Here is a 13339-nt window from a genome sequence, read left to right on the forward strand (position 1 = left end):
GCGGATCAGGATCTCGTCGAGCGACTGGCTGGCGCGGCGGCCACGTCCGAGATCGACGAGATCCTGATCCGCAAGCAGATCGAGATGCTGCCGACCGTCTACGAGCACGAAAGCGTCGATACCGTGTTCGAACTGTTCCGCAGCAATCCGCGCCAGTCCTTCTTCCCGGTGCTGAACGCCAATGGCGAACCGCGCGGCATCATCAGCGAGCATCACCTCAAGGAATATATCTACCGCCCCTTCGGCCGCGACCTCCTGAAGAACAAGATCTACGAGCGCGCCATCTCGCATTTCGTGGAAGGCGCGCCGATCGTCGGCCTCGATGCCAATGCCGAGCGGCTGATGAACATCTTTGCCAACATGGATGGCAGCGACTGCGTGATCCTGACGGAAAACATGCGTTATGCCGGCGTCGTCTCGGCCGCCTCGCTGATCAAGGTCATCAACGAGAAGCAGCTGAAGGTGGCGCAGGACCAGAACCCGCTGACGGGCCTGCCCGGCAACCGCGCCATCCGCGACTTCATGCACGAGGTGGGCCGCAACGACGACCAGACGCGCTTCTTCTGCTATTGCGACTTCGACCACTTCAAGCCGTTCAACGACCATTACGGCTTCCAGATGGGCGATCATGCCATCTCGCTGTTTGCCGCGCTGATGCGGCGCTATTTCTTCTCGGAAGGCCATTTCCTCGGCCATGTCGGCGGCGACGATTTCTTCATCGGCTTGAGCGACTGGACGCGCGAGGAACTGAACGAGATCCTGGAGCGGCTGCTCTCCGATTTCCACGACGATGTGGTGGAACTTTATTCGCCGGAAGACCGAGCGGCCGGCATCATCCGCGGCCATGACCGCAATGGGCGGGAACGGGATTTTCCGCTGCTGCGCTGCTCGATTGCCGTTCTCGAACTGCCCGAAGGCCTGCTGCTCGATGATGTCAACCGCATCAGTGCGGCGATTGCCGGCGTGAAGGCGCAGGCCAAGGATTGCGAGAGCGGGCTGGTGTTCAGCAGTTTTCAGGCACATTCCGCCTGAGACAGCCACTCAGCCCTCGTGCGCGCCGGCCTCTCCTGTCCGGATGCGTTGGAGCGAAAAATAGCGCGGGCGCGGACGCGCTGTCGCTTGCGGCAGCGCGTCACCTTTTCAAGTGCGGTGTCGGGTCCTACATCGGGGAACCGAACGAAAGGAACAGCCCATGCCTCTGTCCGCTCCGCTTCCCGTCTCCATGCGCCATGTCGATCTGCAAAGCTTCGGCGCGCCCGAGGTGATGACCTTCGCCACCGGCCCGGTGCCGCAGCCGCGCCCCGGCGAGATCCTGGTGCGCGTGGCAGCGGCCGGCGTCAACCGGCCGGATGTGGCGCAGCGGCAGGGCAGCTATCCGCCGCCGAAGGAGGCGAGCCCCATTCTCGGCCTGGAAGTGGCGGGCGAGGTGGTGGCGCTCGGCGAGGGCGTCGCCGATTTCGCCGTCGGCGACCAGGTCTGCGGCCTCGCCAATGGTGGGGGTTATGCGCAGTACTGCCTGCTGCCCGCCGGCCAGGCGCTGCCCTTTCCCAAGGGTTATGATGCCGTGCGGGCGGCGGCGCTGCCGGAAACCTTCTTCACCGTCTGGGCGAACCTCTTCCAGATGGCGGGTCTGACCGAGGGCGAAAGCGTGCTGATCCATGGCGGCACCTCGGGCATCGGCACCACCGCGATCCAGCTGGCCCGCGCCTTCGGCGCAACCGTCTACACCACCGCCGGCTCGGCGGACAAATGCGCCGCCTGCGAAGGGCTGGGGGCTCTGCGCGCCATCAATTACAGGACCGAGGATTTCGTCGCCGTCCTCAAGGAGGCGACCGGAGGGCAGGGGGTCGATGTGGTGCTCGACATGATCGGCGCCGCCTATTTCGAAAAGAACCTCTCCGTACTGGCCAAGGACGGCTGCCTGTCGATCATCGCCTTCCTCGGCGGTGCCGTGGCGGAAAAGGTCAACTTGTCGCCGATCATGGTCAAGCGCCTCACGGTGACCGGCTCGACGATGCGCCCGCGCACGGCGGAAGAAAAGCGCGCCATCCGCGACGATCTCGCCACCCAGGTCTGGCCGCTGCTGGAGGCCGGCCGCGTGGCGCCCGTCATCCACACGGTGCTGCCCTTCGATCAGGTGGTGGAGGCGCATCGGCTGATGGAAAGCTCCAGCCATATCGGCAAGATCGTGCTGACGCTCAACTGATCGCGACGGCAGAAAGCGGCCGGACGAGACGCCCGGCCGCCCGTGTTCATAGGCTCAGTTCAGCGGGCAACTGATCACCGGTGCATTGTTCAGCGTCGAGGTGACGCCGGCCAGGGCATAACCCGTCGCGATCGGCGTCACCTGCGTGGGCGTCGAGATCACCCCGGTAAATGTGGCGCCGGCCTGTGAGGCTGCGCCGGTGGTGGCAGCGCAGGTCCAGGGTATCGATGGGTTGGGTGGGGTCGGCTTGTTCATTGAGTTGACATTGTAGCAGCTGCCGGCAGCCAGCGTGAACGTCCCCATGCCTGAGGTCCAGAAACCGCCGGCGCCCTTCCCGTAGTAGTTGTTGGCTGCCACCACGATCTTGCCGCTCGTGTTGGTCAGCGAATTGCCGACATTGGTGATGACGACGCCGGTTTCGGTCGATGAGGTGGCCGAGATCACCAGCAACGCTTCGCTGTTCAGGCAGAAGGCGAAGTCCTGCGGCGTCAAGGCCGACAGTTTCAAATCCTGTGCCTGAACGGGTGTCAGAGGTCCGAGTGCCGCGGCGACCGAGACCAGCATGCCGAAATATTTGCTCTTCATTGCAATTCCTCCCTGCGTTATCGAAGAACAATGCAACCATAGCGCTAATTTTATCGTCGCGCCACAAAATATACTTAAGGTAGAGTAAATTATAATAATGCATCCCAGAAATGCATTTGCTAGAATGGCCGGATTGCGCGTCCACCTCCGGCCGTCAGAGGCAATCGAAACCCGGCAGGCAGCGGGCTCGCGTCTTTTCCAAGGGCTCCTCGGCGCAACCTGGGGGCACGCTGTCCTCGACGAATGGGTGACCGCACCGCACGATGCGGCTGCGGCGTGATGCCTATGGGATTGGCGTGCAGCCCTCTCGGGCGGGGTGGATTGCGGTGCCGGCCCGCTCCGGCGCGCGGCAGGGTTGCCGCCCTTGCGCCTTCGGAGCGGATGCTTTCACGCAATCACATGCCGCTGTTACACAACGTGGCTTGAAGATCGGCGGCCTCGCGCCTACCTTCTTTTCATGTTCAACGAAACGGAAGGAGGTGATCCGATGTCTAATGAGATTGCGGTTTGCAAGGCGGACATGGGAAAGGTTTTGGTCATGACGGGGCAGCCCTCGGCCTGACCGCACCTCCTCAGGGATCTTCCACCGCAAGGTCCCGGTTCGCATTCCGAACCGAACTCATGGAAAGGGTCGCGCAAGCGGCCCTTTTTCTGTTTGGGGCGCATATCGGGCGAGGGCTATATCCCGATGCGGCCGATGGCCGGGATCTTGAGGCCGGGGCGGGCGAGATCCAGCCCGGCGACGAGGCCCAGAACATGCACCTCCAGCCCGCTGCGCCAGCCGGCGGAAAGGCCGATCAGGCCGGCAAGCGTCAGGTGCACGTCGCGTCCGTCCGGGTCGATCACGAGGAACGGCCCTTCCGGCAGAAAATCGCGGCCCACGGCATGCGGCGGCAGCACGGCGCCGAGATCCGGCACGCGGCGCAGCACGAAGGCGACGAAGGTGTTGGAATTCGGCCCCGGCCAGATGCGGTAATCACCCGGTTGGGCGTAGGGATAGGCAGCAATCGCCGCCTCGACGTGCGGGATCAGCCGTTCGGCCTCGGCCCCCGTGACGGAGACCACCAGTTCCGGCGCATTGGAATACCAGTAGGCATCGGCCGGCCGGTGGTTGCGGCGAATGGGAGAACCCCAGCCCACCTTGTCGTAGCGCTGATAGGAGGCGGCGCCCTTTGCCTTGGTGACGATCCAGGCATGGCTCGCCACCGCCCCCTTCAGCCCGCCGGTCTTGGCGGAAAACACATAGATGGCAGCGTCCTTGCTCTCTTGCGGGCGTGGCAGCAGGCCGGAGGAGCCCCAGTTGGCCTCGCTCCAGCGGGCGGGCCTCTCCTGCAGCGCCCACCAGCCGGCGGCGGCGAAGGTGGGGGCGAGGTAGAGCAGGAAAAACGTCGTCAGCAGTCGTTTCAGCAGTGTCATTCCGGTTGTTGCCCGCTTCGCTTGGCCCGTGCTGCGGGCCGGTAAAATGGGTTGGGCTTTTTGTCCCGTCAGGCTATCAGAGGCAGGAAAGCAGCATCAGCAGGGCCTCCCAATGCAAAATCCCGTTACCGTCGAAGTCACCCGTGGCAATCGTGTGGAAAGCCGTCATCGCGGCATGGCTGTCGCCGTGGATGGCGCCGGCCGCATCGTCTTCTCCGCCGGGGATGTGGAGGCCGGCGTGTTTCCGCGCTCCGCCTGCAAGGCCATGCAGGCGCTGCCGCTGATCGAAAGCGGTGCAGCGGATGCCTTCACCCTCTCGGCGCGGGAACTCGCGCTCGCCTGTTCCTCCCATTCCGGCGAGGACGAGCATGTGGCGACCGCCGCCGGCATGCTGCAAAAGGCCGGCCACGACCTTTCCGTTCTCGAATGCGGCGCGCACTGGTCCTCCGACCAGCAGACGCTGATCCACCAGGCCCGCACGCTGGAGCGCCCGACGGCGCTGCACAACAACTGCTCCGGAAAGCATTCCGGCTTCATCTGCACCTGCGTGCAGTCCGGCTGGGATCCGAAGGGCTATGTCGGCTATGACCACCCCCTGCAGGCGGAAATCCGCGCCGTCATGCAGGCGCTGACCGGCGCCGTGCTGGACCGCGATACCTGCGGCACCGATGGCTGCTCCATCCCCACCTATGCCGTGCCGCTCACCGGGCTGGCGCACGGCTTTGCCCGCATGCTGACCGGCGAGGGCCTGTCGCCCGCCCGCGCCGCAGCCTCGCGCCGGCTGATGGAGGCCTGCATGGCCGAACCCTTTTATGTGGCCGGCACCAAGCGCGCCTGCACCCGGCTGATGGAGGTGGCGCCAGGGAAAATCTTTGCCAAGACCGGGGCCGAAGGCGTCTTCGTCGCGGCCCTTCCCGAGCAGGGCGTGGCGCTTGCCGTCAAATGCGAGGACGGCACCTCGCGCGCCGCCGAAAGCATGATCTATGCGCTGATTGCCCGCTTCTTCGAGCCGGGCAGCGAGACCCGCGACACGCTGATCGCCATGGCCAACCGCCCGCTCTCCAACTGGAACGGTATCCATGTCGGCGATATCCGGGTGACGGACGCGCTGTTTGCATGAGGTTTTGGCCGGGATGGCGTGATCGGCCGCACCTGGGTGGCGTTGTGTCGTGTGGTTTGCCGCCTCTGGCTGCCGCCATCTCTCCACGAGGGGCGCGCTGCTGCACCCGCCCGGCTTTCACCTGCTTCGGCGGCTCGGCTGGGTTAAAGCCCTCCCCCTTGTGGGGAGGGTTGGGAGGGGGCTTGTTTCAATTGCAACAGTCGCCCTTGCGGGGGAAATGCCCAGCGGCGCCGATATGCCACAGCGGGCAGAACGCCAGAGCCACTTCAAACGCAACGCAACGTCACGACCGAACCCTTAAATCTCCCCGCCAATCCGCGCCGTGCCGGTCTGGCCGTTGTCGCGGATCCATTTCAGCGTCCGCTCGCCGGTCCTGTAGAGTTCGAAGCACATCGGCGCGCCCTTGTACCAGGTGGTGAACTGCTGGCAGAGGCGGTTGCCGCGGATCCACCATTTGCCGGTATCCGTCGGCTGGATGAAGCGGCCGAGGCCGAGTGCCTCGCCGGAGCCATCGACCACGCCGGAGCGGCGATAGTTCAGCGGAAATTCGCCGCCGAGGGGGGCTGCCAGATAGATCCGCTTGCCGATGATCTGGCGCTCGATGTCGCGGGCGCTGTAGGCCTCGCCGGTGGCGGCGGCGGGACTGGCGGCAAGCGCCAGGCACAGTGGCAGGGTGCGAAGAAGGGGCGGCAGGCGTGTCAACATCGGCAATCTCCTGTGGCAGGGGCGCATCATGCGCCGCGGTCCGGGGCAGACGTCCCGATGCGCCGCGGATCGTCCGGACGCCATGCCATCGCCGACCTGGGGCCAGGCGTCGCAAACCATCCGGATGCGCTCACTAACGCAGACGTTGCGGTGCCGGATCAGTCGGCGGCGATGATTTTGATGCCGGCCTGCCGATAGGGGAGAAGGCGATCCTCGCCGGTCTCCGCCGGCACCACCAGGGTCGAAAGCTGCGCGGTGGGCATGATCACGTGCGGTGAGGTGGCATCCAGCTTTTCCGGTGTAACAAGCGTAATTGTTTCCCCGGCGCGGCCGGCGATCTGCCGCTTGATCGCGGCTTCCTCGAAATCGCCGGTCGAGAGGCCGCGTGTCGCATGGATCGCGGTAACGCCGAGAAAGAAGATATCGGGGCTGAGAAGCGCGATCTGCGCGGCGGCCTGCGCACCGACCGCCACCATGGAATGCCTGTAGAGCGTGCCGCCGATCAGGATCACGCTGGCCGCATGATGCTCCAGATCCGCCGCAATCGTCGGGCTGTGGGTGAGGATGGTGACGGCCATGTCGCGCGGCAGGTGCCGCAGCAGCGCGGCATGCGTGGTGCCGCCATCGACAAAGATCGTCATGCCCGGCCGGACCAGCGCCACGGCGGCGCGGCCGAGCCGATCCTTCACGTCGCTTGCAAGGCCGCGCCGGGCCGTCAGGTCCGGCAGCCCCGGCGCCAGCGGCAGCGCCCCGCCATGCACGCGGGTCAACAGTCCCTCCGATGCCATCTCGCGCAGGTCGCGGCGGATCGTATCCTCCGACAGAGAGAGCGATTGCGCCAGATCGCGGGCAATCACCTGGCCGTCGCGGCGCAGCAGGTCGAGGATCAGGGCTTTGCGTTGGCTGGTCAGCATGGCTTGACTCTTCACGAAATTGCACGAAACCTAGTGATGTTGCCTGAATTGAGTCCTGAAGGCAAGAAAACAAGATTTTTCGTGCGGAGATACACACCATGCTGATCCTGATTGCCGGCCCCTATCGTTCCGGAACCGGGGATGATCCCCGGAAGATGGCGGAAAACCTGCATCGCCTTGAGGCGCCCTCGCATGCCCTGTTCAAGGCAGGCCATGTGCCGATGATCGGCGAATGGGTGGCGCTGCCGATCTGGCGCGCCGCCGGCGGACAGAGGGTGGGCGATGCGCTCTACGAGGACATCTTCTATCCCGTGGCGCACCGGCTTCTGGCGCTTTGCGAGGGCGTGCTGCGCCTGCCGGGCGAATCTAAGGGGGCCGACAACGATGTGCGGATCGCCCGGGAGCGGGGCCTGCCCGTCTGGTACCGGCTGGAGGATGTTCCGGGCGTCGTCACGGAATAGGCACTTTCCCGGCGCCGGGTGATGGGCTACTCCTTGCCCTCGATATTCTGGAGGACTGCTGATGTTGACGCTCTTCTTCTCGCCCGGCGCCTGTTCGCTCGCCGCCCATATCGCGCTGATCGATTCCGGCCTGCCGTTTGCGCTGCATCGGCTGAAATTTGCGGAAAACGAGCAGCGTTCGGCACATTATCTGAAGGTCAACCCGAAGGGCCGCGTGCCGGCGCTGGTGACGGAGAAGGGCACGCTGACGGAAACGCTGGCGATCCTGCTGTTCATCGCCCAGATGGCGCCGGACAAGCAGCTCGCGCCGCTGAACGATCCCTTCGCGCTGGCGCAGCTGCAGGGGTTCAACAGCTTCATCGCCTCCACCGTGCATGTGAACCACGCGCATGGCCGCCGCGCCACCCGCTGGGCCGATGAGCCGACCTCGATCGAGGACATGAAGCGCAAGGTGCCCGCCACCATGCGCGATTGCTTCCGCCTGATCGAGGAGGGCATGCTGGCCGGCCCCTGGGTGCTGGGCGAAGCCTATTCCGTCGCCGACCCTTATCTCTTCGTGATGTCCGGCTGGCTGAAGGGCGATGGCGTCGATATCGCCGAGTTTCCGCGCGTCGAGGATCACTATCGGCGCATGCAGGAGCGTCCGTCGGTGCAGAAGGCGCTCGCCGATGAGGCGGCTGCCTGAGCGGACGGATGTCCGTCGGGCGGTTCAGATTTTCTTCAGGCGCAGCGTGACAGCGGCAGAGTGTTTTGCGCGGCGGTCGGTGTCTCCTGAAACGTGACCTGACCGAGCGGAAGATCGGCGAGATCGCGCAGGCTCATGCGGTGGATCTGCGGATGTTGCAGGATGTCCTCGCCGTTCGCGCCGTCGATGCGGGTCGCCCACGTTGCCAAGGTCAGGATGTTGCGGAAAAGGGTTGGAATTGCCATCGCGGCTACCTCGCAAATAAGAGTTATTTGCAGGCTCGTTATCCGCGAACCGGGCATCGTCTTCAATTGAAGAAATCAGGCGCCTGCTGTAGAAAATCTATATGCAGAACCTCAATCGCGTTCATCTCAACGGCCTGCGGGCGCTGGAAAGTGTGGCCCGCCTCGGCTCGCTGCAGGCGGCGGCCGAGGAGCTTGGCGTCACCATCGGCGCCGTCAGCCAGCAGGTCATCAAGGCGGAAGCCCAACTCGGGCGTCCCGTCTTTGCCCGCACCCCGAAGGGGCTGGTGCCGGTGGAGGGCACGGGGCCGCTGATCGCCCGGCTGGCGGAGGGTTTTCAGGCCCTGTCGGAGGCGGTCGCCATCGGCCGCCAGCCGGACGATACGCTGCTCACCGTCACGGTCGCGCCGGTCTTTGCCTCGCGCTTCATCCTGCCGCGGATCGACCGTTTCACCGCTCGCCATCCGGAGCTTCGCCTGAGGCTCGATGCCACCGCGCGGCTTGCGGATTTCTCCCGCGATGCCGTCGATGTCGGCATCCGCATCGGGCGCGGCGAATGGCCGGGCGTGGATGCGCAACTGCTTCTGCCGCAGACGGTGTTTCCGGTCTGCGCGCCCTCGCTGGCGCGTGGGGTGAAGACGCCGGCCGATCTTCTGAAGCTGCCGGTTCTGCTCGACGGGCAGGCGATGTTTTCCTGGGATGTGTGGCTGGAAGAGGCCGGCCTTGCCGGTCGCAAGGTGAAGCCCCGCCATGTGTTCAGCGAGGCCTCGCTCTGTCTCGAGGCCGCGATTGCCGGGCAGGGGGTGATGCTGGCCTGGCGGCTGCTCGCCCTGTCGGCGATCCGCCAGAAGTGCCTGGTGCGTCCCTTCGCCCTCGAGGCATCGACCGGCATGGGCCATTATCTCGTCACCCGCACCGGCGCGCGACGTCCGGCCAAGGTGAAGATGTTCGCCGCCTGGCTGCGCGCTGAACTCGACGAGGCGATGGCCGACTGGGCCGCGCTTGACGCACCGGCGTCGGACCGGTAACGATCATTCCCGAAGGGTCCGCAGTTCACCCAGGCGTCACCGCCCGATCCCGCATCGGGAGCTAAACCTGCCCACGCATCCCGCACTCACGTTGGTTTCTCCTTCGTGCCGGGTCGGAAGACGGTGACCACCGACGATCACATCGGCACGATATCGAGGACGAAACGATGTCGAAGACCTTGCATGCCGTCACCATTCCGGATCTCTCCGCGCTGGCGAAAACCCTGCGCCGCGAACTTTATGCCCGCGATACCCCGCCGAGCCATGTCGAACTGTTGAACCTGCTCGCCCGCGGCGCGGGTTTCCGCAATTTCCAGCATCTGAAGGCGAGCCACGCGGCTGCCGCCCGGCTGGAGGCCGCACCCGAGCCGGTAGAGGCGGAGCCCGTCGATCACCGCCGGATCGAGCTGGTGCTGCGCTGTTTCGATGACGAAGCCGTCATGGCCCGCTGGCCGAAGAAAACCGCGCAGCAGAAGCTGGCGCTCTGGTGGTGCTGGGCGTCGCTGCCCGCCCGGCGCGAGCTTTCCGAACCCGAGGTGAACGCCATCCTGAAGGCGCTGAACGGCTTTGGGGATCACGTGCTGATCCGCCGCGAACTTGTCGATTGGGGCATGGTTGCCCGCTCGCCGGATTGCCGCATCTACCGGCGGATCGAAACCCGCCCGCCGGCGGACGCGGCGGCCCTGATCGCGCATCTTCAGGCGCGCAAGCGGGCAAAGCGGGTGCCACGGGTCTCGAACCGGCCGCCGTTCACACCGGTCCGGTCGCCGGCTCGGCCAGACGCTTCTCCCACATCGCCTTGAAGGCGGGGCGGGCCTGGGCGCGCTCCAGCCAGGCCTTCAGCGCCGGGCGCTCAACGAACAGCGGCGCATGCGGCTGGGCGTAGCGGACGATCTCGGCCATGTTGATGTCGGCGACCGTGAAGCGTTCGCCGACCATCCAGGTCCTGGCCGTCAGGTGTTTCTCCAGCACGTCGAAGGGGCGGTTCAGGCTGGCGGCGGCCGTCGCGATGGTGGCTTTCACTTCGTCGGTCTGTTCGCCGAGCGAGGCGGCGGAAATCTTCAGCGCGGCTGCCTCGATCTCGGTCGCGGCAAACAGCGCCCATTGCAGCATGGCGGCCTCTTCGACCAGATCTTTCGGGCCGAGGTCGCCGCCGTATTTCTTCGCGAGGTAGAGGTTGATGGCGAGCGATTCGATCACCACCACGCCGTCATCCTCGATGGCGGGAATGGTGCCCATCGGATTGATCGCAAGGAAAGCGGGCGATTGGGTGTTGATTGGCGCATCCGCGGCCAGCGGGTTTTCCAGGCGCTTGGCCTGCACCACGGGCACGTGGGTAAAGGCAAGATCGAGTTCGCCGGCCAGCCAGAGGGTGCGGGTGGCGCGGGAGCGGCAGGCGCCGTAGATCGTCAGCATGGGCAGTCATTCCTGTTTGCGGCTAAGGACCGGAGCCTATTGCGCTGCCGCGGCAACGGAAAGGGCATCCGGCTGCAACCGGCGATGAAATTTTCTGATCGGCAGGCGGCGGAAAAAACCGGAAATTCACGCTGAAAACGAATCAGTTTTCCCTCTTGAAATTTTTTCGTTCTGCCCTGTTGCGATTCGCGACAGGGCAGAACGATCAGAAGCTCTGTTTCAAATTGATGCAACGACAGGCGGGGTTTAAGGGCTTTTCCCGCGATAGATCGAAATTTTCCTATCTTCTTAAATGAAGCGAAGGGTTTGCATCCCATTCTTTGGCCGTCAACGGACCCCGCGACATATTTTGCCCTTCTCATATAGCGGGATGCCCCGCTAGGATTCGCGAATGGGAGGGCGAGGGTGCAGGATGGGTGCAGGAGGCGCATGAATGAGTGACAGTGCAATGCACCACAGGGTTGTCGCAGCCGATGCCGATCCGCTCGATCAACTGCGTCGCCATCTCGTCCAGCTTGCCACCTCCGCCGACGTCGACGCCCTTGGCGCAGCCCATGTCATCCAGTCTCTCGATCCCAGCATGTTGTTCGATCAGTTCTCCGAATATTTCTGCATCAAGGACCGTTGCTGTCGGTTCGTTTTCGCCAATGCGGCGGCAATGTCCTGCATCAATGCCCGGTCCATGTCCTCCGTGCTCGGGCGCACGGAACTCGATTTTCTCGACCGCGAGACGGCCGAGCAGCGGCTTGCCCTTGAGCAGGACCTGATGGCGCAAGGCGCCAACTGCGAGCGCGAGGAGATGGTGCGTCTGCCTGACGGTGCCGAGAAATGGCTGCTCACCACCCGCACCAGCCTGCGCGATGCCAAGGGCGACGTGGTGGGGCTGATGGTCATGTCGCGCGACATCACCCGCGCCCGGCAGGAGGCGGAACTCGAGCGCGGCCATGCGGCGGTGCTGGAAATGGTGGCGCGGGGGCGGCCGCTTCCGGCGGTGCTCGATGCGCTGTGCTGCATGATCGAGAACCAGCTGCAAGGGATTTACGCCTCCGTGCTTCTGCTGGACGAGGCGGGCGAACGGCTGCGCCATGGCGCTGCCCCCAGCCTGCCGCCGTCCTATACACGGCTGATCGATGGCGTTGCCATCGGTCCGTCCGTCGGGTCCTGTGGCACGGCTGCCTGGCGGCGCTGCTCCATCGTGGTGCGCGATATCCAGTCCGACCCGCTCTGGGCGGATTTCCGCCATCTCGCCATGCCTTTCCGGTTGCGCTCCTGCTGGTCGACGCCGATCATGGGCGCCAACAACCGCGTGCTCGGCACCTTCGCGCTCTATTCCAACGAGGTGCGCGAGCCGACGGCGCGCGAGATCGAGCTGACCGCCATGGCGACCGACCTCGCTGGCATTGCCATCGAGCGGGCCATGAACGAGCGCCGCATCCAGCATCTGGCCTATCACGACCCGCTGACGGGCCTGCCGAACCGCACATTGTTCTGGGCGCAGTTCGCGCGGACGCTGATGGACGCCCGCCGCGAGAGCCGCAAGCTGACGGTCGCCTATCTCGATCTCGACAATTTCAAGCAGGTCAATGACACGCACGGCCACGCGGCAGGCGACGAGGTGCTGAAGCGCATTGCCGAACGGATCGAGCAGCGCCTGCGGCCGAACGACCTGGCCGTGCGCCTTGGCGGCGACGAATTTGCCATCGTGCTGGCCGATGTCTACCAGGACGAGGTCAGCGCGCTGATGCGCCTGCGTGAAATCCATGGCGCAATCGCCGAGGATCTGCGTGTCGGCACCGCGCGGACATCGGTGACCTGCAGCATCGGTGTCTCCTTTCATCCGCAGGATGGCGATACGGCGGAAGCGCTGCTGGCGGCCGCCGACCGCGCCATGTACGAGGCCAAGGCGCAAGGGCGCGATGCACTGCAGGTGATCCGCCGCGTGCCAGCCTGACCTTGAGCACAAGATCGCCCCGGTTCAGCGGTCCCGTCCCTCCTCGGGCGGAAGGGGGCGTGGTTCCGGCGGCAGGACCACATCCTCCAGACGCTCCGCATGGAGGAAGATCTCCTCGAACCCGTCGAGAAAGCGCTCGAACAGCAGGCTGAAGGCAAGGCGTTCCTCGGAACTCCAGCCATGGGTCGCCTGGGTGACGATCGCGTGCTTCACCGCCCGGATTTCCGTCAGCAGGGCTTCGCCGGCTTCCGTCGGCGCGATCAGCGAACGGCGGCCATCTTCCTGCGAGGCGTCGCGCTTCAGGATTCCCTGACTGACCAGTTCGGCCACCAGCCGGCTGCCACGCGAGGGGTCGATGCGCATGGCCTCTGCAATGGCGCCGACGGTTGCCTCGCCGCCTTCGCGGCGGATGCGCACCACCACTTCGAGAATGTCGAGCTGTGACAGATCGAGACCCGGAGCGGCACGGGCAATCGCGATGCGACCGATCATGCGCCGTCCCATCATCACCCGCATGCGCGTCATCGTCTGGCCGATGCGGAAGATGTCCGCATCGGTCTGCGAGGCTGTCTCTGGCGCGGTGTGGTCTGTTCTCATGCGGCTGTCGTAC

General features: G+C 65.1%; 15 protein-coding genes. 8 read left to right on the forward strand and 7 right to left on the reverse strand.

Annotated features, from left to right (window positions below):
• Together FNA46_RS19365 and FNA46_RS19370 are read left to right on the forward strand one after the other, a co-directional pair.
• A partial coding sequence (locus tag FNA46_RS19365; protein ID WP_143126855.1) for a GGDEF domain-containing protein occupies window positions 1–1032 on the forward strand: 1032 nt, incomplete at its 5' end.
• A 160-nt stretch (window positions 1033–1192) separates the two neighbouring features.
• Window positions 1193–2206 carry an NAD(P)H-quinone oxidoreductase gene (locus FNA46_RS19370; RefSeq protein WP_143126856.1) on the forward strand — a complete coding sequence of 338 codons (1014 nt, stop codon included), beginning with the start codon at window positions 1193–1195 and terminating at the stop codon, window positions 2204–2206.
• A 54-nt stretch (window positions 2207–2260) separates the two neighbouring features.
• On the opposite strand, the gene FNA46_RS19375 is transcribed toward FNA46_RS19370, so the two are convergent.
• Window positions 2261–2791 (reverse strand): hypothetical protein, encoded by a 531-nt coding sequence (locus FNA46_RS19375; protein ID WP_143126857.1) that lies wholly within the window; start codon window positions 2789–2791, stop codon window positions 2261–2263.
• Between the two features lie 678 nt (window positions 2792–3469).
• Complete coding sequence (locus tag FNA46_RS19380) at window positions 3470–4207, reverse strand: DUF3750 domain-containing protein (protein WP_143126858.1); 738 nt, start codon at window positions 4205–4207, stop codon at window positions 3470–3472.
• Window positions 4208–4319: 112 nt separating this feature from the next.
• On the opposite strand from FNA46_RS19380, the gene FNA46_RS19385 reads away from it, so the two are divergent.
• Window positions 4320–5327 (forward strand): asparaginase, encoded by a 1008-nt coding sequence (locus FNA46_RS19385; protein WP_143126859.1) that lies wholly within the window; start codon window positions 4320–4322, stop codon window positions 5325–5327.
• Window positions 5328–5624: 297 nt separating this feature from the next.
• Here the strand turns inward: FNA46_RS19385 and FNA46_RS19390 are convergent, their stop codons facing one another.
• Window positions 5625–6032: a hypothetical protein gene (locus tag FNA46_RS19390; protein ID WP_143126860.1), complete on the reverse strand. Its 408-nt coding sequence runs from the start codon at window positions 6030–6032 to the stop codon at window positions 5625–5627.
• 158 nt (window positions 6033–6190) lie between these two features.
• On the reverse strand, window positions 6191–6946 hold the full coding sequence (locus tag FNA46_RS19395; RefSeq protein ID WP_143126861.1) for a DeoR/GlpR family DNA-binding transcription regulator: 756 nt from the start codon (window positions 6944–6946) through the stop codon (window positions 6191–6193).
• A gap of 98 nt (window positions 6947–7044) precedes the next feature.
• Here FNA46_RS19395 and FNA46_RS19400 point away from each other — a divergent pair, with 98 nt between their 5' ends.
• Together FNA46_RS19400 and FNA46_RS19405 are read left to right on the forward strand one after the other, a co-directional pair.
• Window positions 7045–7407: a DUF4406 domain-containing protein gene (locus FNA46_RS19400; RefSeq protein WP_143126862.1), complete on the forward strand. Its 363-nt coding sequence runs from the start codon at window positions 7045–7047 to the stop codon at window positions 7405–7407.
• 61 nt (window positions 7408–7468) lie between these two features.
• The gene (locus FNA46_RS19405; protein WP_143126863.1) at window positions 7469–8092 is read left to right on the forward strand and encodes a glutathione S-transferase family protein; all 624 of its coding nucleotides are present in this window, start codon (window positions 7469–7471) and stop codon (window positions 8090–8092) included.
• Between the two features lie 35 nt (window positions 8093–8127).
• Here FNA46_RS19405 and FNA46_RS19410 read toward each other — a convergent pair whose 3' ends face one another.
• Window positions 8128–8403, reverse strand: a complete 276-nt coding sequence (locus FNA46_RS19410) for a hypothetical protein (protein WP_143126864.1) — start codon at window positions 8401–8403, stop codon at window positions 8128–8130.
• 35 nt (window positions 8404–8438) lie between these two features.
• Here FNA46_RS19410 and FNA46_RS19415 point away from each other — a divergent pair, with 35 nt between their 5' ends.
• Complete coding sequence (locus FNA46_RS19415) at window positions 8439–9362, forward strand: LysR substrate-binding domain-containing protein (RefSeq protein ID WP_143126865.1); 924 nt, start codon at window positions 8439–8441, stop codon at window positions 9360–9362.
• A 167-nt stretch (window positions 9363–9529) separates the two neighbouring features.
• Entirely contained in the window at window positions 9530–10165 is a 636-nt protein-coding gene (locus tag FNA46_RS19420) for a DUF2087 domain-containing protein (protein ID WP_143126866.1), read from the forward strand.
• On the opposite strand, the gene FNA46_RS19425 is transcribed toward FNA46_RS19420, so the two are convergent.
• Window positions 10113–10778, reverse strand: coding sequence for a glutathione S-transferase family protein (locus tag FNA46_RS19425; RefSeq protein WP_143126867.1), 666 nt, complete (start codon window positions 10776–10778; stop codon window positions 10113–10115). The two genes, FNA46_RS19420 and FNA46_RS19425, sit on opposite strands and share 53 nt — an antisense overlap.
• A gap of 433 nt (window positions 10779–11211) precedes the next feature.
• On the opposite strand from FNA46_RS19425, the gene FNA46_RS19430 reads away from it, so the two are divergent.
• Window positions 11212–12729 (forward strand): diguanylate cyclase domain-containing protein, encoded by a 1518-nt coding sequence (locus FNA46_RS19430; protein WP_143126868.1) that lies wholly within the window; start codon window positions 11212–11214, stop codon window positions 12727–12729.
• Window positions 12730–12753: 24 nt separating this feature from the next.
• Here FNA46_RS19430 and FNA46_RS19435 read toward each other — a convergent pair whose 3' ends face one another.
• A complete protein-coding gene (locus FNA46_RS19435; protein WP_143126869.1) occupies window positions 12754–13326 on the reverse strand; it encodes a MarR family winged helix-turn-helix transcriptional regulator in 573 nt (190 codons plus the stop codon).
• Window positions 13327–13339 lie beyond the last annotated feature (13 nt).

Source organism: Affinirhizobium straminoryzae (genome assembly GCF_007004135.1).
GTDB lineage: Bacteria > Pseudomonadota > Alphaproteobacteria > Rhizobiales > Rhizobiaceae > Neorhizobium > Neorhizobium straminoryzae.

Excerpts from the sequence above, each read along its gene's own strand:
- FNA46_RS19370 (WP_143126856.1), top strand. The coding sequence starts at position 1,193 with ATGCCTCTGTCCGCTCCGCTTCCCGTCTCCATGCGCCATGTCGATCTG.
- FNA46_RS19375 (WP_143126857.1), bottom strand. The coding sequence starts at position 2,791 with ATGAAGAGCAAATATTTCGGCATGCTGGTCTCGGTCGCCGCGGCACTC.
- FNA46_RS19380 (WP_143126858.1), bottom strand. The coding sequence starts at position 4,207 with ATGACACTGCTGAAACGACTGCTGACGACGTTTTTCCTGCTCTACCTC.
- FNA46_RS19385 (WP_143126859.1), top strand. The coding sequence starts at position 4,320 with ATGCAAAATCCCGTTACCGTCGAAGTCACCCGTGGCAATCGTGTGGAA.
- FNA46_RS19390 (WP_143126860.1), bottom strand. The coding sequence starts at position 6,032 with ATGTTGACACGCCTGCCGCCCCTTCTTCGCACCCTGCCACTGTGCCTG.
- FNA46_RS19395 (WP_143126861.1), bottom strand. The coding sequence starts at position 6,946 with ATGCTGACCAGCCAACGCAAAGCCCTGATCCTCGACCTGCTGCGCCGC.
- FNA46_RS19400 (WP_143126862.1), top strand. The coding sequence starts at position 7,045 with ATGCTGATCCTGATTGCCGGCCCCTATCGTTCCGGAACCGGGGATGAT.
- FNA46_RS19405 (WP_143126863.1), top strand. The coding sequence starts at position 7,469 with ATGTTGACGCTCTTCTTCTCGCCCGGCGCCTGTTCGCTCGCCGCCCAT.
- FNA46_RS19415 (WP_143126865.1), top strand. The coding sequence starts at position 8,439 with ATGCAGAACCTCAATCGCGTTCATCTCAACGGCCTGCGGGCGCTGGAA.
- FNA46_RS19420 (WP_143126866.1), top strand. The coding sequence starts at position 9,530 with ATGTCGAAGACCTTGCATGCCGTCACCATTCCGGATCTCTCCGCGCTG.
- FNA46_RS19425 (WP_143126867.1), bottom strand. The coding sequence starts at position 10,778 with ATGCTGACGATCTACGGCGCCTGCCGCTCCCGCGCCACCCGCACCCTC.
- FNA46_RS19430 (WP_143126868.1), top strand. The coding sequence starts at position 11,212 with ATGAGTGACAGTGCAATGCACCACAGGGTTGTCGCAGCCGATGCCGAT.
- FNA46_RS19435 (WP_143126869.1), bottom strand. The coding sequence starts at position 13,326 with ATGAGAACAGACCACACCGCGCCAGAGACAGCCTCGCAGACCGATGCG.